The sequence below is a fragment of the Planotetraspora phitsanulokensis genome, from assembly GCF_016863295.1.
Lineage (GTDB): Bacteria > Actinomycetota > Actinomycetes > Streptosporangiales > Streptosporangiaceae > Planotetraspora > Planotetraspora phitsanulokensis.
Genome location: NZ_BOOP01000034.1, coordinates 1 through 22,778 on the forward strand (window position 1 = coordinate 1; position 22,778 = coordinate 22,778).

The following is a 22,778-nucleotide window of genomic DNA, read 5'->3' on the forward strand; positions in this document are numbered from 1 at the left end:
GGAAGCAAGACGATCGTCTGCCGCCTCGAACCCGACGTGGTCGTCCTGGGCGACCGGCTGCGCCTGGGCCGCCTGCTCACGAACCTCATCGACAACGCCGAACGTCACGCCGAGGCCATGATCATGATCAATGGATGGCGAGCGGAGTGTGACGGCCAGCGTTTCCCGTACGGTGTCGCGGTGCTGGAGGTGATCGATGACGGGCCGGGCATCGAGCTGGACAAGCGCGAGCTGGTGTTCCAGCGGTTCGCCCGGCTGGACGCCGCCCGCAACAAAGACGCCGGGGGCTCAGGGCTCGGCCTGCCGATCGCCCGTCAGATCGCCGAGGCGTGCGGAGGTGCGCTTCGGATCGAAGACAGCGACTGCGGCGCCCGCTTCGTCTTGCGCCTCCCGTGCTACCGGGAGACCGACCCGCCCACACAGGATCCAGGCCAGATCTCCATGACGTAGTCGGCGCGGGGTCGGGGAGTCAGTGACTCACGGTCACTCGACACACCCGGTCCAGAGTCAACCCGTGGCCTGCACCCCCATTTTCGAGGCCGACCGTCACGAGCACTCACGCTGCCGCAGGCCGAAGCTGTGGTGCGCGCCGCCGAACAGGCTGGGCTACGCATACGCGCGTACATCCTGCTGTCTCTCCTCACAGGAGCACGCACCGAGGAAGATCGAGCACTGACCTGGTCCCACGTCGTCACGTTCGACGACCGGCGCAAGACGTCGCTGCCCGTCACCGAAGCCGGCTGGGATCACGCCGAGTTCGCCGTGTAAGGCACAGATACCGCAGCATGCCTGCATGGCTGCGGCGCTGAACGGACAGAGGGGGCCCACCCTGCGCGACCGTGGTTAAACTCCCGTCACCCCTCCAAAGAGCCCGCTAACGGCCCACGATCAGCTGGTGATCTGCGGGGCTCACCTTGGTTTGGTCGTTCGTCACTGATGCAACCTGAGCCGCGGTCGGGTGAGGTGCAGTCTGCGTTGCGTCGGCAGGGTTGTACGGCGCCCAGGCGGGCTCACGCAGGGCAGGGCAGTGTTCGGGAGTTGGATGGTTCGCGATGTCGATCATGCGGTCGAGAGCGTCGCGTGCGGCGGCAAGGTCGGCCATGGCGGCGGTGATGCGGTTGCGCTCCGATGCCAGCAGCTCGAAGGCCTTGGGGGAGGCGTGCCCGGTATCGACGCAGGGCAGCAGCTGCAGGATGGTCCGGCTGGGCAGGCCGGCGGTGAAGAACTGCTGGATCAGCCGGACACGTTCGACGGCTGACTCGGGGTAGGTTCGCTGGCCGCTGGGGGTGCGTTCCGAGGTGAGCAGACCCTGCTCTTCGTAGTACCGGAGAGCTCTGGTGCTGACCCCCGCCTGGTGTGCGATCTCGCCTATCCGCATCTGCGTCCTCCTCTGATGGCGGCTTCGCGGCTCTCGACTTGCCCTTGACGTCAATGTGAGGTTTTAGGTTAGCCGATGCCGGGCCGGATGCGGCTCGCCCGAGAGACCTACGCAGGAAGCAAGGAACCCATGAACGTCACCGACCAGATCGCCCTCGTCACTGGAGCCAACCGCGGTATCGGCCGTCAGTTCGTGCTCGAACTGCTCGAGCGCGGGGCGAGCAAGGTCTACGCGACGGCTCGCCGCCCCGAGAGCCTCGACTTCGACGACACCCGGGTGGTGCCGCTGCGACTCGACATTGTCGACCACGAGTCCGTCATCGCGGCAGCGGCGACCGCGCGCGATGTGACCCTCCTCGTCAACAACGCCGGCATCGCGACCGGTGCCGCCCTCGTCACGGGTGACGTGGACGAGGTCCACCGCGAGATGGACACGCACTTCTGGGGCACGCTCGACGTGATCCGCGAGTTCAGCCCCGTCCTCGCGGCCAACGGCGGAGGTGCAATCGTGAACGTCCTGTCGGCGCTGTCGTGGTTCGCCGGCCCGGGCACCGGCTCGTACTCCGCTGCCAAGGCTGCGGAGTGGAACATGACGAACGGCGTCCGTCTCGAGCTCGCGGCTCAGGGCACGCTCGTCCAAGGCGTCCTCCTCGGCGCCGCCGACACGGACATCATGGCCGGATACGACGGACCCAAGATCGATCCCCGCGACGTGCCGCGCCGCTCGCTCGACGGCCTGGCCGACGGCTCGATCGAGGTGATCGTCGATGACTGGACCGCAATGGTGAAGGCGTCGCTCGTCGGCGACCCCGCCGCGTTCTACGCACAGATCACCGAGTTGCTCGGTGCGAGTTGAGCAGCTCGGCCGGAGCTTCCTCTCGCGGAATCGAACATGACACCGCCTCCGGGTGCCCGCAGCAGCCGACGTGCGAGCTCGACGACGACGCCGGCGGCGGTGGGATATGCCGCACGTGGAAAAGACGACGTTGCGGGCTTCGGTGAGGAACCCGCCTGACGCTAGGGCGGCGATCTCCCGGCGGACGGCGGGTTCTGCAAGAGAGCGCCGTCCACTGGCCGTCGCCGACCAGCGGCGCAACAGCAGACTGTGGAAGATGGAAGCCTGGCTGATCCGTGGTCAAACTGTCGATGCTGGACCGCTCGCGGACACGCGATCGCCCCGAGACCGGCCCGGCTGGAGATGGACACCAACTGCCCGGCCATGGGGATGCGGACCCTCTCCTTGCATTTAGAACAAATATTCCGATGAGCGGAGACTGACGACGCGAGCGTCACGAGCTCACTCGCGGCCAAGATCGAGTGGTTGATCCAGAATCGCTGGCCGGCGGGTAGCCGACTGCCGAAGAACAATGTCGAGGCCGCTGCGGCGATCTCGGAGGCGATGGGGGAGGATCTGTCGTCCACGACGATCTGGAAGCTGAGGACGGGGAGATCCGACAACCCGCAGCTCAAGACCCTGAAAGCTCTGTCGACGTTCTTCGGCGTGCCCATCGGCTACTTCGGCGACGACGACGAAGCGGAAGCGACCGCTGATCGCGTTGCCGCATCATCTTTAGTCGGCGAATCCGGCCTCAACCGGGAGGCCTTGCGAGCTCTGGTTGAGCTCTCCGACGGTGGCCGCCAACTCGTGGCTGACTTCATCATCAGCGCCGCGCGCCTCGAACAAGGTCGGAGAAAAGACGGCGGCGATGCCTAACAATGGCGATCCAGAGGTTGAACGCGCTGGCGGCCAGCGACCCTCGATGCACCCGTGGTGCGCAGCTGTCACGGGCGGCCTGTAAGAATTCAATAGCTTCGCCCATTCGCCGAATCGCGAACTTACCGTGAAGGCATGTGGAAGGCCATCAAGATATTCGGCTTCATCGTGGGCGTATACGCCGTCGCCCGTGCCCTTGTCGAGCCATTCGTCATCGACATGTCCGATCCGGCGACGTATCAGGGCGACTGGGGTGGTCCCAGTCTGGGGGGAGTCCTTCTCGCACACTGTGGCCCGGGTGTCGTGGCGGCCGTGGTGATGATTTGGGCGCTTCTCCGCCGCCGGTCTAGATTCCGCAGCCAGAACCAGTGAGGCCGCCGTGTGGGGTATTCGACGACGGTGAAGCCGAGACGCTAGCGTCTCCGCCATGGAGAACGTGATCGTCGTGCCGGGATTGGGCGGTTCCGGTCATGACCACTGGCAGTCCTACTGGCTCCGGGACCGGCGCGGCGCCGTTCGGGTCGAGCAGCGGGACTGGGAACGGCCGGACCGGGATGAGTGGGTTGCCGAATTGCACGACACGGTCCAGCGGGCCACAGGACCGGTCGTGCTGGTGGCACACAGCCTCGGCTGTCACACCGTCGCCCATTGGGCTCACCGACACGACGCCCAGGTCCGTGCGGCGCTGTTGGTGGCGCCGCCCGATATCGACTACTCGGCATCCCACGGCGCGCCGATCGCCGGCTTCGGCCCGCCCGCAGCGAACCCGTTGCCGTTCCCGACTGTCCTAGGGCCTGTCTGACAATTTGGCGTGGCGGAGCCAGAGCATGAGGCTGGCGATGGTGGCGCCGGCGAGGTAGCGGCTGGCGAGTTTGTCGAAGCGGGTGGCGATGGCTCGCCATTGCTTGAGCTTGCCGAAGCAGCGTTCGACCAGGTTGCGCTGCTTGTAGATGTCGGCGTCGAAGGCGTAGGAGCGGCCTCCCTGGTTGCCTCTACGTGCCCGGTTGGCGAGTTGGTCGCGGCGTTCGGGGATGACCGCTTTGATGCCGCGCCGGCGCAGGTAAGTGCGGATGCTGCGGGAGGAGTAGCCCTTATCTCCGAGCAGGATGTCGGGGCGGGTGCGGGGTCGGCCACCTGTTGGGCGGCTGATTCGTAAGGTGGCCATGACCGCTTCGAAGGCGGTGCAGTCGACCACGTTCCCGCCGGTCACATGCAGGGCCATCGGCAGACCACGACCCTCGGTGATCAGGTGGAGCTTGGTGGTGAGTCCTCCGCGGGACCGTCCAAGGGCCTGCCGGATTTGCGAGTCCTTCGTATCGATCGTCCCGCTGTCATCCCCTTTTACGCGCACCGGCGGCATGCTGATGGGCCCGGGCGATGGTCGAGTCAATGCTGACGACCCACTCAACGTTGCCGACCGAATCGTCCTTGACCTGCATCTGTTCCAGCAGTCGCGCCCAGGTGCCGTTCTCGTCCCAGCGCTTGAACCGCTCGTAACAGGTCTGCCAGGGCCCGTACCGCTCGGGAATGTCGCGCCACGGCGATCCGGTCCGCAGCCGCCACAAGATCCCATCGATGACCTGGCGGTGGTCACGCCACGGACGGCCGCGCGCGTCTGTGGCGGGTAACAGCGGCTCGATCCGCTGCCAGGCCTTATCGGTCAGCTCACCACGTCTCACCACGAACGATCATCTAACCGCACCAGCAGAGATCATTTACCAGACAGGCCCTAACCATGCGATTACCTGTTCGCGGCCACTATTCGTCGTCGTGAGTGAATCTTCTGACGAGGGCGGTCAGCCGGCGGCGTTCCCGCCGGCCTCCCCTCACCCCCCACCTCCTCTCTCCGGCGCTCCCGTGCGGGCCGGCTCGTACGGCAGGCTCCCGCCGTACCTGTTCGGCGTGCTCGCGCGAATGCAGATCGGACCGCGTGGCAACTCCAGGAACCTGTGGGTCGCCGTCGCCATGTTGGTGGTGGCCGTGGCGATCGTGTACCCCGGCGTCGTCCGCTACCTCGGCTCGGCTCAGCGGGACGACGCGGGAAGGGTGATCAGTAGCGGGTCGGTGCAGATCACCGGCATGCACGTCGGCGACTGCGTGGACGGCCTGGTCCTGGGCGGAACGCAGACCAGCGTGACGGCCACGCCGTGCGGCCAGCCGCATGAGGCCGAGGTCGTCGACCGGACGGCCGGGCCTTCGGGCGACTGGCCAGGCGTCGACGCCGTACGCGAAGGCGCCTTTTCCACCTGCGACGCGCAGATCGCCCAGAAAGTTCTGGGCGGCCCGTTGGCCGATCGGCTCGTGAGCGTGGTCTTCTTCCCCCATGACGAGGCGGCGTGGATCCGAGGGGATCCGATCACCTGCCTGGCGGTCGACAAGGACGGCGGCAAGCTGACCGGGCCGGTGGGCTCATGACGGAAGGGGGCGGTTGCGGCTGAAACCGCCCCCTTCCCTGAGAGCACGCCGGGCTCAAGCAATGGCGAGCCATCGCCACCCGCTTCGACAAACTCGCCAGCCGCTACCTCGCCGGCGCCACCATCGCCAGCCTCATGCTCTGGCTCCGCCACGCCGAATTGTCAGACAGGCCCTAGCGGCCAGCAGCACCGACCCCTGGGCAGAGATCAACTGGTCCCGCCTGCTGGCCAAACAGTGGGGCGCAAGGTTCGTGAACCTCGGCGACGTCGGCCATGTCAACCCCGAGGCCGGCTTCGGTCCATGGCCCCAGGGTGAGGAACTGCTCCGAGACCTCCTTACCGAGACCGCCGACTGAGGTCACACGTGTTCGGTGCCGGCTCTGCCGCCATGATCACCATTTTTCACGTTTCCGGCCCGTCACCTGGCTCACTCCCGTCTTTCTCGTAGCGCTTACTGTCGTCACCGGTCTTGATCCGCGAGAGGTGGGGCTACGTGGTGGTGCACTGGGCTTGATCCGGTTTGACGGACATCTGAGATCAGGGGTTCGTCCGTCGGTCGATCGGCCAGGTGGCCAAGGACTTCGATCTGACCGACACCGCGGTGCGGGACTGGGTCCGCCAGGCCGAGGTCGACGCCGGAGCCCGTGACGGACTGACCAGCAGCGAACGCGAAGAACTGGCCGCATTGCGGCGGGAGAACCGCCGGCTGCGCGAGGACGTCGACATCCTCAAGCGGGCCACGGCTTTCTTCGCGAAGGAGACCCGGTGAGCGTTGACCTGTTCATCGAGGCGGAGAAGCAGGGCGGCCACAACGTCAAACGGGCGTGTGAGCTGCTGGACGTCTCCCGCGCCGCCTTCTACGCCCGCCGCAACGCTGCTCCTGGCCCTCGCGCTGTCCGCGACAAAGAGTTGAGCGAACGCATCGGCGCCGTCCACCGCGAATCGCACGGAACCTACGGCGCGCCGCGCATCCACGCGGCCCTGCAGCACGAAGGCGAACGATGCGGACGCCGACGCGTGCCCGGCTGATGTGCGCGCTGGGATTACAGGGCAGACACCGGCGGCGCGGCAGATCACCACGATCCCCGCCCCGCACCGCCGCCCGCACCGCGATCTACGAGTTCATCGAGAGCTGGTACAACCTACGACGTCTGCACAGCAGCCTCGGCTACGGCGGCACCGGGGGAGTGGCGTCCGGCTTGCCGTCCATGTCGACGTGCGACCTGAGCTTGTTCCGCTTTGACGGACACCGTTGGCGTGGTGGTCAGGCCGCGCGAGTGCCGGTGAACGTCGCCGATGCGCTCACTCAGTTCCTCATCGCGTGATCTTCTCCTTTACGGAGCAGCGAGTACGGGGGTGCCCTCCTCGAGGGTTTCCGGACCCTCTTCGAAGAGGAGTCAGAAGCAGGTGGTGGCCAGGCTCGTCACGCCGCCGGCCTCATCTCGTACGTCTCGCCCGTCCCCCAGAAATACGTCTCAATCACCACGTCGTCCGGTGACGGCACCCACGACACGTACGAGCCCGGCCCGCTCGATATCGGCGAGCGCGAACGAGACCGGGGGCTTGGACAGTCGCGACTCTCGGGCGAGTTGGGCACGGAAAGATCATTGACATTCGTTAGGGAGGCTTACAAACTATCAACGGCGGCAGTTTCGCTGGGACACATCCTCGGTGGTCGCAGACCTGGGAACGGAGGTCGCCGTGTCACATCAGGTGCGAACGCCGCCACAGCCTTCTCCTTTCCTGATCTCGCCCCCCGTTCGACGGAGATCGGAGTGTTGCTGTTGAAGAGTCCGCGATCATTATCGGCGCGTCGCATCCTTCGCCGCAGAACGGCCTTCGCGGCCGTTCTGACGATGAGCCTGAGCTCAATCGGTATCACCTCGGCCGCGGGCGCGGCCGACGGGGCTCCCGTGGGAGCCGGTCAGCCCACAATCGTTCAAGGAGCGGTCGGGACCGCCACCCCGATCGCCGGGTGGAAGCTCAAGTCGTCGAGCGCTGTGAGGTCGGGCGGTGAGGACGTATCTCAGCCCAACTTCAAGGACACGGGGTGGCTGCCGGTGTCCCCGCGCTCGACGGTGCTCGCCGGCCTGGTGGAGAACGGCCGCTATCCCGACATGTTCTACTCCACGAACATGCGCGATAACGTCGACAAAGCGGACTTCAAGGTCCCCTGGTGGTACCGAGAGGAGTTCGTTGTCACCGGAAAGCCGGGCCTGACGACGACTCTCCGCTTGAACGGCATCATCTCCCGGGCGGACATCTGGCTGAACGGACAGCAGGTGGCCACGAAGGATGAGGTCGTCGGCGCGTACAACATCAAGGAACTTGATGTGACCGATCTCGTCCGCCCTGGCAAGAACGCGCTGGCGATCGAGTCGTATCCGGCAGATCCCGACCGGGACCTGTCCATCGGCTGGATCGACTGGGCGCAGTCCCCTCCGGACAACAACATGGGGATCTGGCGTGACGTGGAGATCGTCCGTTCTGGGCCGGTGTCGCTGACCGAACCGCGGGTGCTCACCGACGTCGCCCTGCCAGGCCTGGACCATGCCGACCTGACCGTCAAGGTAGACGTGCGCAACGCCGGTGACCAGCCCCGCACCGTGGCCGTCGAAGGCAAGATCGACAACATCGCCGTCAAGAAGACGGTCACGCTGACGCCGCGGGAGATGCGGACGGTCGTCTTCACCCCTGAGGAGTTCGGTCAGCTCTCGATCGACAACCCGCGGATCTGGTGGCCCGCGCAGATGGGCAAGCAGCCACTTTACGACCTCGATCTGACGGCGCACGTGGACGGAGATCTCTCCGACCGGGCGCACACCACCTTCGGTATCCGCGACGTCACCTCGCACGTCAACTCCGACAACGGTCGCCAATTCGTCATCAACGGCAAGCCACTGCTCATCCGGGGCGGGGGCTGGGCGTCCGACCTCCTTCTGCGGCCCGAGCTCGGCAAGATGGAAGACCAGTTCCGCTATGTCGTCGACCTCGGACTGAACACCATTCGCACCGAAGGCAAGCTGGAGAGCGACGAGTTCTACGCACTCGCCGACCGCTACGGCATCATGATCATGCCGGGCTGGGAATGCTGCCATAAGTGGGAGAAGTGGACCGGCACGAACAAGTGGACCGATGAAGACCGGCGGGTCGCCGGGGAGCTGATGGCCAGCGAGGCGAAGTCGCTGCGCAACCACCCGAGCGTCATCGCCTTCCTGATCGGCAGCGACAAGGTTCCGCCGGCGGACATCGAAAAGCTCTATGTCGACACGCTGCGGGACAACGACTGGCGCAACCCGATCATCCCCTCCGCCGCGACCACGACGGGGGCGATCACCGGCAAGTCGGGAATGAAGATGTCCGGCCCATACGACTGGGTACCGCCGAACTACTGGTACAACAAGCAGGTTGGGGGCGCGGAGGGCTTCAACGCCGAGCTGAGCGCGGGCAAGAGCATCCCGACGCTCGACAGCCTGCGCAAGATGCTCTCCCCCGCCGAACAGGACGCCTTGTGGCAGGACTTCAACGCCGCGCAGTATCACGCCGCACCCTCGTCCACGTTCACCAATCTCAAGCTCTTCAGCAACGCGCTGGCGGGCCGCTACGGCGCGCCGAAGAGCCTTGAGGACTACGTCGCCAAGGCGCAGCTGGCGAACTATGAGAACGTGCGCGCGCAGTTCGAGGCATATATCCGGAACATGAACGACACCAGCAAGCCGTCGACCGGGCTCGTCTACTGGATGCTCAACAATGCCTGGCCGTCGCTGAACTGGCACCTCTACGACTACTACCTGAACCCGGCAGGCTCGTACTTCGGGGCGAAGAAGGCGAATGAGAACCTGCACGTGCAGTACTCCTATGACGACCGTTCCGTCGTCGGGGTCAACCACACCGCCGAACCCGCGAAGGACCTGACCATCTCGGCGGAGGTCTACAACCTCGACGGGACATTGCGGTACAGCAAGCAGGTCGGCGACGTCAGCCTGTCTGCCAACCGGTCCGAGAGGTTGCTGACCCTCCCGCAGCTGAACGATCTATCGCGGACGTACTTCGTCAAGCTCGTCATGACCGACCGCGGCGGGGCCACCGTCAGCCGCAACGTCTACTGGCTGTCGACGCAACCCGACGTCATCAACTACGCCAAGTCGGACTGGTACTACACGCCGACGACGCAGTACGCCGGGCTGTCCGACCTCGCCGACCTGGCTCCGGCCATGGTGAGCACGAGCACGAGTTCACGCGAGAGCCGCGACGGCACCGGGGAGACGACGGTCACCCTCACCAACAGCTCCGACAAGATCGCGTTTTTCGTGAACCTCACCCTTCGCCAGGGCCCCGGCGGAGAGAACGTCACACCGGTCACGTGGAGCGACAACTACGTGTCGATCTGGCCTGGAGAGTCGCTCACTGTGACGGCCACGTACCGTCAGGCCGACCTGGCCGGCAAGACCCCCAGCGTCGACGTGTCCGGCTGGAACACGCCGACCGTGACCCTGTCAGGGCGCTGACCAGCACGGCGCCAAAAACGAGGGTGGGTCCTTGAGCATCGACGCAGGGACCCGCCCTTTGACCCGGATCCACGAGCGGCTGGACCAGCGACGGTTACTAACCAATGCAACCTTGGCAGCCGGATCAGTCAGACAAATATGGGAGAACTTCGCATGAGATCCTTCTCTAGGGCGCGGGGTCGAGGGACACGCTTGGCTTCGCGTCTTAGCCTCCTAATCGCCACGGTCTTCACGGTTTCGTTTGTGCACGTGCCGGCATCTTCTGCGCTGGCGGCCCCGAGTCTCACGATCTCCGCAACCCACAGCCTCGACACATTTCTCAAAGGACAGCCCGACAACACAACCGTGTACTCCGGAACTCTTCGGCTGACGGTCACGAACTCCGGGGATGGCCCGACCCAAAGCGCGGTTACCGTGTCCGACGTGCTCCCGGCCGGCCTGTCAGCGCTGGTCAACAACGCTGGGTTCGGTGCCGGGCCGGTCGCCGCGTCCGGGAACGGGTGGACCTGCTCCGGCGCCACGTCCATCACGTGTACGCGCAGCGACCCATTGCGCGCGGGGTCCTCCTACCCTCCGATCACGATCACCGTGAAAGTGGCCACCAATGCAGCGGCGTTGCTGGCCAACACCCCCACGGTTGCCGGTGGTGGGGACGAGACTCCTAGCTCCGCCACCGATTCCATCCCGGTGACGCGGGACGCCTGTCCCAATGGGTGGTCGCCGGAGGAGGCGGTGTCGTTCGCGCCGCCGGTACCGGCGATTGACTCGGGCGTCCGCAACCCTGAGCGCGCCGACGGGTGCACGCTGCTCGACGTCATCTGGAATGCGGAACCCTTCAACAACCACGGCAGCTTTGTCTCCACCGTGGCCCACGCGACCAATGAGTTCGTCAGGGAAGGGCTCCTGTCGCCGGCCCAGCAACGCGCGATCCAAAGGGCCGCCTCACGCTCGGACGTGGGTACGAAGAACGACAACCAGATCCCCAACTCCTGCCCCAACCGCCTTGCGATCACCTTCGACGACGGGCCATCGGTCTACCGACCACAGACCCTACAGATCTTCCGTGACAACCAGGTTCATGGAGTGTTCTTCGATCTCGGCATGAGAGCAGAGGCCAACCCGCAGATCGAGAGGTTTACACGGAGCGAGGGCCACGTCCTGCTCAACCACACGTATAACCACACCGATATGAACGCGCTCTCCGACGCGGCGAAGATCGAGGAAGTGCAACACAACGAGGCCGTATTCGATGCGATTGGTGCCCCTTTCACCTTCAAGGGGATCCGAACGCCGTTCGGCAGCGCCAACACCCATACGCAGGAGGTCGTGAGCTCGCAGGGCTACACCTACTTCCTCACCAGAATCGAAACGGGTGCCGACTACGAGCCGGCCACGACCGCGGAGCAGACGCGCGACTCGATCCTCGGCCAACTGCATCCAGGTGCCATCATCGGTCTGCACGATGGCCCGATCGACACGCCGGCCGGGGCCGCGACGGTGGATGCCGTGAGACAGATCCTCCCCGCGGCCCGCGCCATGGGCTACTGCTGGGGCAAGGTCGATCACACCGGCCAGGTCGTGGCCGATCGGTATGTCTCCTCCGGCAAACCCATTCCGCAGATCACCAACCCCGTGCCGTACAACTTCCTGGAACGCCCCGGCACGCCCCCGGAGCCCTGGTTCGTCGCTCCGGACCCCATAGCAATCTCCGCAGCCCACAGCCCTTCTACGTTCGTGCCGGGACAGACCGGCACACTGACGCTGACGGTCACGAACACCAGCGGCCGGCCGAGCGATCCCGATCCCATCGGCGGAAGCACGGTCACGGTACAAGACGTGATCCCAGCCGGCCTCACGGCCACGGCGGCGTCGGGTCCAGGTTGGACCTGCAGCGGATCGAGGACGAGAACGTGCACCCGTAGCGACACTTTGGGTCCGTATTCGGACTATCCGCCGATCACGATCACCGTGAACGTAAGCAACAATGCCCCGACGACAATCGTGAACGACCCCACGGTCACAGCTCACGGGCAATCGTGGAAGGACCAGGCCCGTGACACGATCAGCGTTGCTCGGCCATAGCTTCACGGGGCCAATCCCCGGACCGCTGTAGTCGGAGCAACTGTGCAAGCGGGGTCGACCCGAAACGGTCGACCCCGCGCGGCAAGCGACGAGAACCTCCGATTACGCGGCGCGACAGCCGTGGGATGGTCGGCGCAGGTCAGGGCAGCATTTGACCCATGTGGGCGATCTGGGCAAGGTGCTTCACACAGAAGAGGTCACTGGTTCGATCCCAGTATCGCCCACCATATTTCCGCAGTTCAGGGGCGGTTCTCGCCTGACGATGGGCTTGGTGCTGCTCCGGGTGGGGGCTCGCCAGTTGAGTCATCGACGCCTGCGTAGATTCGCGGCGCCCTTCTATTGCTGCGCAGTAGCCTGGGAGCATGACTGCTGAGCCGCTGCATCACGCCGAGGACGACCCGGCGGAGATCTTGCGTGTGTTGCCGGAGCGGTGGCATGAGCAGTTCCTGAGCGAGTATCACAGGGCTTTGGACGCGGCCCACGAGGTGTGGCGGTTCCAGCAGCTTCGGGAGCTGTTGCGGGTGTGGCGGTTGCATGCGGCCGCGGTTTCCGATCCCGACTTCGACCGGGCGGAGCAAGCGGTTAGAGCGGGTCGGCGCGAGGAGTTCGTGTCCATGGAGGACGCTTTCCCTGGTTGGGCCGACCGTCGATGAGCTACCGCGTGGATCTCCACGTGGCGGCGTTGTCCCAGATGAAGGGCCTTCCGGAAGAAGCGCTCGACGCTCTGATCTCCCGGACGGCAGATCTCGTTGAGAAGCCCTGGGACGCGCGGGTTCTGTACAAGGATGATCCTGATTTCCGTATGACGACCTTCGGGGATTTCGGCGTCCTGTACTTCAAGGTCGATGAGGCCGACGAGCTGATCACCATCTTCAACGTGACATGGGCGGGCTGACGGCAGAACGCCAACCACGCGCGACCGTGCAGCCTGAGTGACTACTTGAGTGCCAACGGCGACGGACGCCCGCAGATCGAGACGGACGTCCGTGGATGCTTGGCGCAGGTCAAGGATGCTTTCGACCCACGTGGGCGAGCCGGCAAAGGCGCTTCACACCGAAGAGGTCACTGGTTCGATCGCAGTATCGCCCATCACGTTGTCGCAGTTCAGAGGGCGGATCCCACATTTGGGAGTCCGTCCTTTGTGATCGTCTGACCCCCGGATCGACCGTCACTTGCCGTCTCGGATCATCAGTGAGTCACCTTCTCCGGCACGTGGGAGAGTCGGCCACTCGAATCCCGATGTGTGAGATCTCTACGAGAAGTTCGTTGCGGCAGGGCAAAGCGGGAGCCGGAGGACGAGGCGTGCGCCACGGGCGCTGTCCTCGATACGGAGGGTTCCTCCGCTGGCTTCGGCGAACTGGCGGGCGATCGGCAGGCCCAATCCGGTGCCCGCCGCATCCTTGTTGTGAGCGGCATCCAGCCGAATGAACCGCTGGAACACCAGTTCGCGCTTGTCCGGATCAATGCCGGCGCCGTCATCGAGCACCTCGAGTACGGCGGCACCATCGGGAAATCGTTGATCGTCGTTCTCGTTGGTCGGCTCGCGCCGCAGGGTGATGGTGATCCTGGACTTGGCGTGCCGCTCGGCGTTGTCGAGGAGGTTGCTGAGCAGGCGGCCCAGCCGTAGCGGGTCGCCGATCACCATCACGCCATGGTCCAGCGAGCCTTCGATCTTCTTTACCGATGCGCGGCGGATCCGGTTTTCCGCGATAACGAGGTCGGCCAGGTTGATTCGGTGGCGTGCGCCTGGCACTTCCGCGTCCAAACTCGCGAGGGTGAGTAGATCGTGTGTGATCGCCTGCATTCGGTCCAGGCTGTCGAGAACGGTGAATCCCACCTCGATCGCAGTGGTCTTCGTCGGTGCGTACAGCGCGTCCAGTACGGCGGCCCGCATCGTGGCCATCGGGCTCCGCAGGCCATGGGAGGCGTCGAAGACAAACTGCCGCTGCAGGTCCGTCGCCGTCTGAAACTTGTTCACGCTTACGGCCAGGTCGTGAAGCTCGTCATCGCTGGACGGTATGGACACTCGGCGGCCAGGGCGGGCCGGGTTGATCTCATCGAGTTCGGCTCGGAGGGCCTTCACAGGGTTGAGAGAGGCGGTGGCGAACCGGTAACCGACGTAGGTGGCCGCTGAGGCGAGCAGCACCGCGCCTCCTGCCACCAGGGCGGCCAGCAGGGGATCGATCCATGGGGGAATCACTGGAGAGGCGCTGTAGACGACCCAGTTCTCGCCTGCGTGACGGGCCCGCTGTGCGACCACGTAGTAGCAACTGCCTGGCGGGAAAGCTCCGCCGCACATGATGGAGGCAGTAGCCCTATTGCCATCGGGGATGAAGGTGGCCATGGCCGGCTTGCCTCGTAGTTTCGGCGTCGAGGCGGCCACCCGACCGTGTGCGTCGACCACTTGGAGGCCGTGGGACAGGTTGAGATTGACGGGGCGGTTCTCGAACTGGCCCTGTTCCACCCTGGCGGCCACGCGGCCACCGATCGCCATGTTCTGCCTGGCGAGGTAGCTGGTCGCGAGATGGCTGACCACGAACATCAGCAGCGTCGCGACCACAGCCGGCAGTGTCGCTACCACGCTAGTGAACAAAGTGATACGAGTTGTAACGGACAACCGGTGGCGCGCATTCATCCTGGAGTCCCCCCTCCAGGGTCAGTGGAGCATATGTGGCGGAAAGCGACGGCAAAGGTGGCGAGGGCAACGTCTTCCGCTGGGTGATCCCCTATCAGCAGTGAGTGACGGGCTTCACTTCACGGCCAACCCGCCTGCTGCAGTGCCTCTCGGAATAGCGCGCGGCGCGTAGATCATCTCAGGAGCGGGCGGCCCGCTGCAGCGCGGTCTTGGCGGTCACGATGTTGTCGCGGGCCTTCCAGAACTCGTGGCCGGGCAGCTGCTCGGCCAGGTGGGTAGAGGAAGGGCAAAGTCGTTCAGACGTGACCTTGACTGCCGGGCGAGTGATGATCCTCCGGTTCCCCTGACGATCTCTAAATGGCCGTCCATTGGGGCTGCCTACAGGGCTGGGGCACTTTGGGCACATGGCTCCGGAAGGTGCTGGCAAGCGATGACAACGAATGGAAGCGTTTTCGCAGGATGCTCGTGGTCAAGAGCGATTCGTCGCAGGTAGGAGCCTGCTGAATTCGAACCCGGCCTACAGGTCGACTCGTCCGCTCCCGCCCTTCTGACCAGCGCGAAGCGCGCGCCGAAGGCCCCGGCGCGCGCTCGCGTACTCTTCGCTACTCGTTCGCGTAGACCAGGTGCAGCACGCCTGTGCTGAACGTCGCCGAGCTCACCAGCTTCAGCGGGACCTTGGCCGAACCCTCGAACACCCGCTGGCCGGCGCCGAGCACGACGGGGTGCACCAAGAGGTGCAGCTCGTCAAGCAGCCCCTCCGCCAGTAGCGATCGCACCAGCGTCCCGCTGCCGGTGATCCCCAGGTTCTGATCGGCCTTCAGAGCGCGCAACTGGTCATACACGTCCTCGCCACCGACCACTGTGGTGTTCTCCCAGTCGGACCGGGCCAGCGTGTTCGACACCACGTACTTCTGGGTGCTGTTCATCTGCTTGGTCATCGGGTCGTCGGCGTCCGCGTTCGGCCAGTAGCCCGCGAACTCGTCGTGCGTACGGCGGCCGAGCAGCATTGCGTCGTTGCCGCCCATGAGCGAGCCGACCGCGTTGCCCATCTCCTCGTTGAAGTAGCCGAAGTGCCACGTGTCCGGGGCCTCGGTCACGCCGTCGAGCGAGATGAACAGGCCGGACTTGATGCTTCCCATGTCAGTGCTCCTGAAGTGTCATGCGGGCAGGCCGTTGAGCCAGGTCCGCCACGCCTGTGCGGTGTCGGTATCGGTGTTGTGTGGCTTGAAGATGTGGTGACCCAGGACGATCGAGCCGAAGTAGCCCCGGATGAAGCGGTAGAGCGCATCGGGTGTCCGAATACCGATGGCCTGCGGGTTGACGAAGTCGACGACTCCCTCGACGGCCGGTAGCCCCGGTACGGTGGCCCGGGCCGGGTCACCGACCCGAGGCGAGGCGGAGAGACCCAGGGCATGGTGCAGTTCGGCCCAGGCGGTCGGCCAGTCGGTCACGGGCGGCCCCGACACGTTGATCGGTTGCCCAGACAGGCCGGCGAAGTGGTTGAGGTACGCGACGAGCGTCGCGAAGTACATCGCGCCGCCGAGGCTCATGGCCTCGAACTCGGTCTCCCAGTCGTCGCCGGGCAGGAAGCCGCTCGCCACTATGCGCAGCACAGTGCTGCCCTGATCGCGCCCCTCGATGAGGTACTCATACGCGATGAACCGTCCGTCCGGGCCATCGGCGCCGCGGTGCGCGAACCGGTGCAGCGGCTCCCACCCGGTGATGGTGGAGTCCATTGTGAACGAGCCCATCGACGTGCGGACCGCGCCGTCCGGGCCGGGCTCCACCTCGCTGTGGCCCATGAACCACGAGTCGATTCCCGGGCCGGTGGCGATGGCCTCCCACACCTCCTCGACGCTCGCTCCGACCGTTGCCTCGTCGCGCTGCTCCCATTGGTGGCCCACTCAGGACTCTTTCCTGTCGTTGGCCGGTAGCTCACTGGCCGCTGTTTCGGTGGCCGCCGTCTTGGCGGCCCTTATGGCGTCGCTTGCGGTCTGGGGGATCGACGGGTGGACGGCCACGATGACCCGGTACGCCCGGCCGCCGGCCACCTTCTCGTCGTGGTACTTGGCGACCAGGCCGGATACCGCGTTGGTGAGCTCCTCCGCGAAGGCGGCACGGTCGTGCGCCGTGGCGAACCGCACCTCCCCGTCAAGGGCATAGGTCGCGACCTGTTTACCGGCCTTGGTCGCCCCGGTGATGAGCGTGCCGACGTCGCGCACCAGCCCCGCGCCCACCGCCAGCAGCCAGCGCGCCGAGAGCCGGTCCGGCGACCGCGCCGGGTCCGGCTCAACCGCGGCCAGCGCCGCCGGCGAGATGACGTACGACGACGCCGTCGCCTGGAGCACCCGCTCGGTCATATTGCCCCTGCGCCGCTCCTCGATCAGTTCGAGCAGGCCGTGCCGCTCCAGCTCCCGGAGGTGGTAGTTCACCTTCTGCCGGGGCTGCCCAACCCGGGCCGCGAGGCTGCTCGCCGAGCCGGGCTGGACCAGCTCGGCCAACAGCCGCGCCCGGATCGGATCCAGGGTGGCTCCCGCCGCCGCCGCGTCCTCGATCACCGCCACTTCCCACATGCCAAAAGCTTCTCAGCGACAATTATCCTTGTCAAGACAAAAATTATCGTCGGTGTTTACGCGGTAGCCCCCGGCAGGCATCGCGGGGCAGGCGTACGGGGATGCCGCGGCGGCGGTCGCCGACGAGCTCGGCATCCTGCTGAAGGCCGTCGTCATCGGCCCCGGCCAGGAGGTGACCGACCTCTACTCGACTCGGCGCGGCTGCGCGAGATCGAGGAAGACGGCTCGCTGTTCGTGCGCCTCGACAAGATCGTGGCGTGGCGCAGCCTGAGGATGGCCGACGGCCCCGAGGCGGTGCAGTTCGACTCGCTCCAGAAAGTGCTCAGTATGGTGTAGATCGTGTCATTGATGTTCGACCATGTGACTTTGGGGCAGCGCATCCTGTTCGGCACGGGCGCAGCCGCCGACAACGCGGTCGCGGCGGTCAAGGGGCTCGGGGCGCGGCGGATCCTGCTCGTCCACGATGCCTTCGCCGTCGCGCTCGCCGACGCCATCGCCGAGCGTGCCCCGGTGGTGCGGCGCATCGATGAGATCGTGCAGCACGTCCCGGTCGAGAACGCCGAGAGGGCGACGGCGGCTGCGGTCGCCGCCGACATCGACGCGATCGTCGCCATCGGCGGGGGCTCGGCGACCGGTCTGGCGAAGGCGGTGGCGCTGAGGACCGGCGCCCCGATCGTGGCGATACCGACGACGTTCGCCGGGTCCGAGGCCACCGACGTGTGGGGGATGACCGAGGGACAGCGCAAGACGACGGGAGTGGACCCCAGGGTGCTGCCGAAGGTCGTCGTCTACGACGCCGCGCTGAACGCCGGCCTGCCGGCGACCCTGGCGGTGGCGTCCGGCCTCAACGCGGTGGCGCACGCCGTCGACGGGTTCTGGGCGCCGCGCGCGGACCCGATCAACCGCGCGCTGGGCACCGAGGGGCTGCGGGCGCTCTTCCCCGGACTGCGCGGCCTGATCGCCGACCCCGGTGACCTCGACGCGCGCGAGCAGACCCTGTACGGCGCCTACCTCGCCGCGGTCGCATTCGCCTCGGCCGGCTCCGGGCTGCACCACAAGATCTGCCACACCCTCGGCGGGGCGTACAACCTGCCGCACGCCGAGACGCACGCGATCGTGCTGCCGTACGTCACCGCGTTCAACGCCCCCTTCGCGCCGGATGCCGCCGAGCGCGTCCAAGAGTTGCTCGGCGTGCGGAACGCCGCGGCCGGGCTCAACGCGCTGCGTGCTGAGCTCGGCGCACCGGCTTCACTCGCAGCCATCGGGATGAAGGAGTCCGATATCCGTCGGGCAGCGGAACTGGCCCTGCCCGCGGTCCCGCCGTCCAACCCCCGACCAGTGACCGTGTCCGACCTGGAAGGCATCATGCGTGCCGCATGGGTTGGCGAGCAGATCGTATAAGGAAGCTTGAGACCCATGACCGACCAGATTTCGCCCGAGTAGACCGCTCGCGAAGAAGACCTCGTCGCCCAAGTTGTGCAGTCGTTTGAGAACACCCCCGACGAGCGCACGAAATATCTGCTGCAGGAGCTTGTGAAGCACCTTCACTCGTACGTGCACACGGTGCGGCTCACCGAGGCCGAGTGGAACACCGCAATTGGGTTCCTCACCCGCGTCGGCAACATCACCACCCCGCACCGGCAGGAGTTCGTGCTGCTCAGCGACGTGCTCGGCGTCTCCATGCACACCGTTGCCGTCAACAACGAGGTTCACAGGAACGCCACCGAGGCCACCGTCTTCGGCCCCTTCTTCGTCAACGGCGCCCCGCTCATCGAGAACGGCGGCGACATGTCCGGCGGCGCCCCCGGTGAGCCGGCCTGGGTCGAGGGCACCATCAGGGGCGTCGATGGCGAGCCCGTTCCCGGTGCCCGCATCGAGGTGTGGGAGGCCGACGCGGAAGGCTTCTACGACGTGCAGCACGAGGGCGGCCGCGTCTACGGCCGCGCCCACCTCTTCGCCGACGAGAAAAGCGAGTTCCGCTTCTGGGGGCTCCTCCCGACCCCGTACGCCATCGCGCACGACGGGCGGGTCGGCGACCTGCTCAAGGCCACGGAGCGAAGCCCGTACCGGCCGGCACACCTGCACTTCATGGTCACCGCGCCCGGCTACCGCACCCTCGTCACGCACGTCTTCGTCCGCGGCGATGAACATCTCGACAAGCCGACCAAGGATGCGGTCTTCGGCGTCAAGGACTCCCTGATCTACGACTGGTCCCGCCACTCCGCCGACGAGCCCACCCCGGACGGACGCGACCTACAGGGCAAGCCGTGGGCCAGCCTCCATTTCGACGTCGTCCTCGCCCCCGGCCAGGCCGTCGACTACGCCGCCCTCATGGAATAGCGCGACCCGGCTCCGAAGTCGGCTGCACGGATGTCCGTAGTTCCCTGCACGCGGTCGGGTTGATCGGGTTTGGCGTTCCTGGCTGGGCCCCACGTGGTGTGTCCAGCCAGGAACTTGCCGGCTACAGGGACACGCGGGTGATCATCCCGATGGCGTGACCGGTCGGATCGTCGAGCTGGAAGTCGCTGGGTCAGGGCTGGAGCACGTAGCGACCGCGCACCCCACTCTTCGCCACGGCCCGGTGGGCGTCGGCGACCTGGTCCAACGGCACGACCGTGTGCACTCGGGCCGGTAGTTCGCCGGACGCGGTGCGGGTGAGCAGGTCGCTCAATCGCGGGCCGTCGGGGTGCGTTTCCACGGCGGCTACCGTGATCCCGCGCTCCGTGGCCGGCACGGCGTTCGGCCGGACGCCGACGAACGCCCCGCCGTCGCGGACCAAGGCGAGACCCTGCTCCTGCAGTGCGGCACCGTCGGCGACCGCGTCCCAGCCCGGCTCGGCTTGCGTGGTGAAGCCGGCGCCGAGGCTGCGGACGAACTCCTCGTCCTCGGCTCGGACCAGGCCGGTCACCCGCCAGCCGCGGTCCTGCGCGAGCGAGGAGACGTACCCCCCGACCGCACCAGCCGCCCCGGTCACCAGCAGCCGGTTACCGTCGGTGGGCGCGTCGCCGAGCAGGTCGACGATCTGGGCGGCGGCCAGCCCGTTGAGCGGCACCGTCGACGCCGCGACCAGGTCCAGCCCGTCGGGCACGACGGCGAGGTCGGCGGCCGGTACGACGAGCTGCTCGGCGTAGGTGCCGAAGTCGCGGTCGAACCCGACCACCAGACCGGCGACCCGGGTACCGACGGCCAGGTCTCCGCCGCGGCCGGTGGCTACGACGATGCCCGCGAAGTCCCAACCCAGGCCGGTACGCTCCGGCTGATTGATCAGCCCCATGGCGTGGAAGAAGCCACCCGCGACCCCGAGGTCGACGGGGTTGACCGGTGCAGCGGCGATCTCGACCCGGACCTCGCCGGGCCCGGGCTCGGCAACGGGAACGTCAATGATCTCGATCGAGCCGGGTCCGCCCGGGGTGCGCACGACGGCGGCGCGGAAGGTGGACATGCTCATGGGTTCGCTCCTTGTGGGCTTGTGTTCGGCGGTCATCCCACATCACTATTGGGGGGTAACTCTCCACTAGGAAGTACGCACCTCAGAGTGCGTAGGCCACCGCCCGGTAGGAAGGAGCAGTCGATGCCGACACTGACGGCAGCCCAGAAGCGGGCACAGGCGCAGGCAGACTACGACGCGTTCCTGGCACGCTGCCCCAGCCGCCAACTACTCGACCGGATCTCCGACAAGTGGGTGACGCTGGTCCTGGCGGCTCTCGGCAGCGACGGCCCGCACGCCTCCGGCAGCAACCGTGTCGGCGAGCCGCGAGCGATGCGCTACTCGGAGCTGGCCCGCCGGCTGGCCGGGGTGAGCCAGAAGATGCTCACCCAGACGCTGCGCTCCCTCGAGCGCGACGGCCTGCTCACCCGCACCGTGACGCCGACTGTGCCGGTCACCGTCACATACGAGCTGACCGACCTCGGTCTCTCGCTCCACCACATGGTGCGCGGCATCAAGGATTGGGCCGAGGCGCACATGGACGAGGTGCTCGCGAATCGTGAGGAGTATGACACCCGCGTCGTCTGAACGCCGACCATCAGCGCAGCGAGACGCCGTCACATCAACCCCTCCCGGATCCTCACCAGGCCATCGGCGTCTGACGGGCCGGTTTTGCCGGCCCGTAGGTGTAGCGGTCCAGGGCAGCCACCGGTTCGCCCACCGGCGCCGACAGTTCCTCGCCCAGGGCCGCGACGGGTGTGACGGTGGCTCGACAGGAAATGGCAGCGCTCGATACGGCCGGAGCGCACTCGTGCGCGTCCCGGGCCGGAGCACCTGCGCCTCAGTCTCCGGCTGAGGCGGGCGCGTCATCAGCGAAGTCGAAGGTCAGCCACCGGTCGGGACGCGCGGTGAACAGCACGAAGGTGCCGGCGGGGTTGGCCGTCTCGGCCTCGGCGAAGGCGCGGGCGAGGTCCGGCGGTAGGTAGCGGGAGGTGATGGCCGTCACCTCGTCGACCGAAGGCCTCCAGTCCTCCTCCACCACCGTGCATTCGACCGTGACGTATTTGTAGGGGAACTCGGCCTGCTGCACGCAGAAGCTCAGGGCCCCCGACCGCTGGAGCAGCCGGGTCTTGCGCGCGACCCGGCCCTGACTGCCGGTGAAGAAGTTCAGGTTTCCGCCGGGTGTGTAGGTGTACCAGACGGGCACGGTGAGCGGGGGACGGCCGTCGTCCGCGGCGACGCTGAGGACGCCGACGTGCGGCAGGGCGAGGAAGTGCTCGCGCTCGGGGGCGGTGAGGGTGCGTGCCATGGCTGTCTCCTGGGCAAGCGGTCGGGGGGCTGCGGAATTCGAGGGTGGGCGGGGGTCACGGCCGCGGCGGGTTGGGGTACTCGTCGCGCGGCCGGAGCCGGCTCATCGTCGGGTCCTGCGGCCAGCCTTCGGGGGAGTCCTCCCACTCCTCCTGACGTCCGTAGGGCGTGAGGTCGAGCAGGTTGAAGTCGAGTCGGAGCCGGTCGACCCCGCGGCCGCTGGTGTAGTAGGTGCGGAAGACCTCCGCGCCGTCGCGTAGCAGCACGCTCAGCCCGAAACCGTCGCCGAGCCCGAGGTCGTCGTAGAAGTCGTCGCCGGCTGAGTACCAGGGCACGGTCCAGCCCATCCGCCGCCGTACGACGTCGATCTCGTCCTGTGGCGCGCGGGACATCAGGATCAGCCGGGTGTGCCGGGCGTTGAGGTGGGACTGGTCGGCGATGTTGTCGGTGAAGGTGGCGCAGCCGGTGCACAGCCAGTCCTGCCCCGGGGCCTGCATGAAGTGGTAGATCACCAACTGGTGGTGGCCCTCGAACAGGCCGGGCAGATCGACTGTCGAGCGGTCCGGCGCGGTGTAGCGGTAGCCGTCGGCGAGGCGGACCATCGGCAGCCTGCGCCGTTCCGCGGCCAGCGCGTCCAGTGCTCGGGTGTGCTCCTTCTCCTTGACCAGCAGCGCCTCGCGCGCGGCCTGCCATTCCTGTGTCGACACGACGGGGGGACGGTTCACACGGGCTCCTTTGTG

Annotated in this window: 25 protein-coding genes, 1 tRNA gene and 2 pseudogenes; 19 read left to right on the plus strand and 9 right to left on the minus strand. The window is 66.6% G+C overall.

Annotated elements, in window-relative coordinates; genetic code table 11:
• A partial coding sequence (locus tag Pph01_RS32090; RefSeq protein ID WP_239117171.1) for a sensor histidine kinase occupies positions 1–450 on the plus strand: 450 nt, incomplete at its 5' end.
• Positions 451–582: 132 nt separating this feature from the next.
• Positions 583–768, plus strand: a complete 186-nt coding sequence (locus Pph01_RS32095; protein ID WP_204076939.1) for a site-specific integrase — start codon at positions 583–585, stop codon at positions 766–768.
• Positions 769–874: 106 nt separating this feature from the next.
• Here the strand turns inward: Pph01_RS32095 and Pph01_RS32100 are convergent, their stop codons facing one another.
• The gene (locus Pph01_RS32100; protein ID WP_204076940.1) at positions 875–1,378 is read right to left on the minus strand and encodes a MerR family transcriptional regulator; all 504 of its coding nucleotides are present in this window, start codon (positions 1,376–1,378) and stop codon (positions 875–877) included.
• 129 nt (positions 1,379–1,507) lie between these two features.
• Here Pph01_RS32100 and Pph01_RS32105 point away from each other — a divergent pair, with 129 nt between their 5' ends.
• From Pph01_RS32105 to Pph01_RS32120, 4 genes are all read left to right on the plus strand, one after another.
• The gene (locus Pph01_RS32105; RefSeq protein WP_204076941.1) at positions 1,508–2,233 is read left to right on the plus strand and encodes an SDR family oxidoreductase; all 726 of its coding nucleotides are present in this window, start codon (positions 1,508–1,510) and stop codon (positions 2,231–2,233) included.
• A gap of 465 nt (positions 2,234–2,698) precedes the next feature.
• Positions 2,699–3,091: a hypothetical protein gene (locus Pph01_RS32110; protein WP_204076942.1), complete on the plus strand. Its 393-nt coding sequence runs from the start codon at positions 2,699–2,701 to the stop codon at positions 3,089–3,091.
• 135 nt (positions 3,092–3,226) lie between these two features.
• Positions 3,227–3,463, plus strand: a complete 237-nt coding sequence (locus Pph01_RS32115; RefSeq protein WP_204076943.1) for a hypothetical protein — start codon at positions 3,227–3,229, stop codon at positions 3,461–3,463.
• 55 nt (positions 3,464–3,518) lie between these two features.
• On the plus strand, positions 3,519–3,893 hold the full coding sequence (locus Pph01_RS32120) for an RBBP9/YdeN family alpha/beta hydrolase (protein WP_204076944.1): 375 nt from the start codon (positions 3,519–3,521) through the stop codon (positions 3,891–3,893).
• Here the strand turns inward: Pph01_RS32120 and Pph01_RS32125 are convergent.
• Positions 3,879–4,770: pseudogene (locus Pph01_RS32125) on the minus strand (IS5 family transposase). The gene Pph01_RS32120 and the pseudogene Pph01_RS32125 sit on opposite strands and share 15 nt — an antisense overlap.
• 91 nt (positions 4,771–4,861) lie before the next feature.
• On the opposite strand from Pph01_RS32125, the gene Pph01_RS32130 reads away from it, so the two are divergent.
• From Pph01_RS32130 to Pph01_RS32175, 10 genes are all read left to right on the plus strand, one after another.
• On the plus strand, positions 4,862–5,506 hold the full coding sequence (locus Pph01_RS32130) for a hypothetical protein (RefSeq protein WP_204076945.1): 645 nt from the start codon (positions 4,862–4,864) through the stop codon (positions 5,504–5,506).
• A gap of 61 nt (positions 5,507–5,567) precedes the next feature.
• Positions 5,568–5,861: an alpha/beta hydrolase gene (locus Pph01_RS43765; protein WP_204076946.1), complete on the plus strand. Its 294-nt coding sequence runs from the start codon at positions 5,568–5,570 to the stop codon at positions 5,859–5,861.
• A gap of 203 nt (positions 5,862–6,064) precedes the next feature.
• Positions 6,065–6,274, plus strand: a complete 210-nt coding sequence (locus tag Pph01_RS32140) for a transposase (protein ID WP_373315698.1) — start codon at positions 6,065–6,067, stop codon at positions 6,272–6,274.
• Entirely contained in the window at positions 6,271–6,534 is a 264-nt protein-coding gene (locus Pph01_RS32145; protein WP_204076948.1) for an IS3 family transposase, read from the plus strand. Before Pph01_RS32140 ends, Pph01_RS32145 begins: the two co-directional genes overlap by 4 nt.
• Positions 6,507–6,830 (plus strand): hypothetical protein, encoded by a 324-nt coding sequence (locus Pph01_RS32150; protein WP_204076949.1) that lies wholly within the window; start codon positions 6,507–6,509, stop codon positions 6,828–6,830. Before Pph01_RS32145 ends, Pph01_RS32150 begins: the two co-directional genes overlap by 28 nt.
• A 531-nt stretch (positions 6,831–7,361) precedes the next feature.
• Positions 7,362–10,013 carry a glycoside hydrolase family 2 protein gene (locus Pph01_RS32155; protein ID WP_204076950.1) on the plus strand — a complete coding sequence of 884 codons (2,652 nt, stop codon included), beginning with the start codon at positions 7,362–7,364 and terminating at the stop codon, positions 10,011–10,013.
• 588 nt (positions 10,014–10,601) lie between these two features.
• Positions 10,602–12,095, plus strand: coding sequence for a polysaccharide deacetylase family protein (locus tag Pph01_RS32160; protein WP_373315697.1), 1,494 nt, complete (start codon positions 10,602–10,604; stop codon positions 12,093–12,095).
• Between the two features lie 162 nt (positions 12,096–12,257).
• Positions 12,258–12,322 (plus strand) — tRNA-OTHER (locus tag Pph01_RS32165).
• A gap of 135 nt (positions 12,323–12,457) precedes the next feature.
• The gene (locus Pph01_RS32170; RefSeq protein ID WP_204076952.1) at positions 12,458–12,748 is read left to right on the plus strand and encodes a DUF6247 family protein; all 291 of its coding nucleotides are present in this window, start codon (positions 12,458–12,460) and stop codon (positions 12,746–12,748) included.
• Positions 12,749–12,756: 8 nt separating this feature from the next.
• A complete protein-coding gene (locus Pph01_RS32175) occupies positions 12,757–12,990 on the plus strand; it encodes a hypothetical protein (protein ID WP_204076953.1) in 234 nt (77 codons plus the stop codon).
• A gap of 357 nt (positions 12,991–13,347) precedes the next feature.
• Here Pph01_RS32175 and Pph01_RS32180 read toward each other — a convergent pair whose 3' ends face one another.
• The 4 genes from Pph01_RS32180 to Pph01_RS32195 all read right to left on the minus strand — a co-directional run bounded on the left by Pph01_RS32180 (position 13,348) and on the right by Pph01_RS32195 (position 17,303).
• Positions 13,348–14,655: a sensor histidine kinase gene (locus Pph01_RS32180; protein ID WP_204076954.1), complete on the minus strand. Its 1,308-nt coding sequence runs from the start codon at positions 14,653–14,655 to the stop codon at positions 13,348–13,350.
• Between the two features lie 677 nt (positions 14,656–15,332).
• Positions 15,333–15,869: a dihydrofolate reductase family protein gene (locus Pph01_RS32185; RefSeq protein ID WP_204076955.1), complete on the minus strand. Its 537-nt coding sequence runs from the start codon at positions 15,867–15,869 to the stop codon at positions 15,333–15,335.
• Between the two features lie 18 nt (positions 15,870–15,887).
• Positions 15,888–16,634: an SRPBCC family protein gene (locus Pph01_RS32190; RefSeq protein WP_204076956.1), complete on the minus strand. Its 747-nt coding sequence runs from the start codon at positions 16,632–16,634 to the stop codon at positions 15,888–15,890.
• On the minus strand, positions 16,635–17,303 hold the full coding sequence (locus tag Pph01_RS32195) for a winged helix-turn-helix domain-containing protein (protein ID WP_204076957.1): 669 nt from the start codon (positions 17,301–17,303) through the stop codon (positions 16,635–16,637).
• Between the two features lie 348 nt (positions 17,304–17,651).
• Here Pph01_RS32195 and Pph01_RS32200 point away from each other — a divergent pair, with 348 nt between their 5' ends.
• Positions 17,652–18,704, plus strand: coding sequence for a maleylacetate reductase (locus tag Pph01_RS32200; protein WP_204076958.1), 1,053 nt, complete (start codon positions 17,652–17,654; stop codon positions 18,702–18,704).
• Positions 18,705–18,761: 57 nt separating this feature from the next.
• Positions 18,762–19,643: pseudogene (locus Pph01_RS32205) on the plus strand (hydroxyquinol 1,2-dioxygenase); the annotation flags it as partial.
• A 190-nt stretch (positions 19,644–19,833) separates the two neighbouring features.
• Here Pph01_RS32205 and Pph01_RS32210 read toward each other — a convergent pair.
• Positions 19,834–20,751, minus strand: a complete 918-nt coding sequence (locus Pph01_RS32210; protein ID WP_204076960.1) for an NADP-dependent oxidoreductase — start codon at positions 20,749–20,751, stop codon at positions 19,834–19,836.
• A gap of 123 nt (positions 20,752–20,874) precedes the next feature.
• Between Pph01_RS32210 and Pph01_RS32215 the strand changes: the two genes are divergently transcribed.
• Positions 20,875–21,318, plus strand: coding sequence for a winged helix-turn-helix transcriptional regulator (locus Pph01_RS32215; RefSeq protein WP_204076961.1), 444 nt, complete (start codon positions 20,875–20,877; stop codon positions 21,316–21,318).
• Positions 21,319–21,571: 253 nt separating this feature from the next.
• Here Pph01_RS32215 and Pph01_RS32220 read toward each other — a convergent pair whose 3' ends face one another.
• Both Pph01_RS32220 and Pph01_RS32225 read right to left on the minus strand, forming a co-directional pair.
• Positions 21,572–22,039: a pyridoxamine 5'-phosphate oxidase family protein gene (locus Pph01_RS32220; RefSeq protein WP_204076962.1), complete on the minus strand. Its 468-nt coding sequence runs from the start codon at positions 22,037–22,039 to the stop codon at positions 21,572–21,574.
• Between the two features lie 55 nt (positions 22,040–22,094).
• A complete protein-coding gene (locus Pph01_RS32225; RefSeq protein WP_204076963.1) occupies positions 22,095–22,763 on the minus strand; it encodes a DUF899 domain-containing protein in 669 nt (222 codons plus the stop codon).
• Positions 22,764–22,778: the final 15 nt, after the last annotated feature.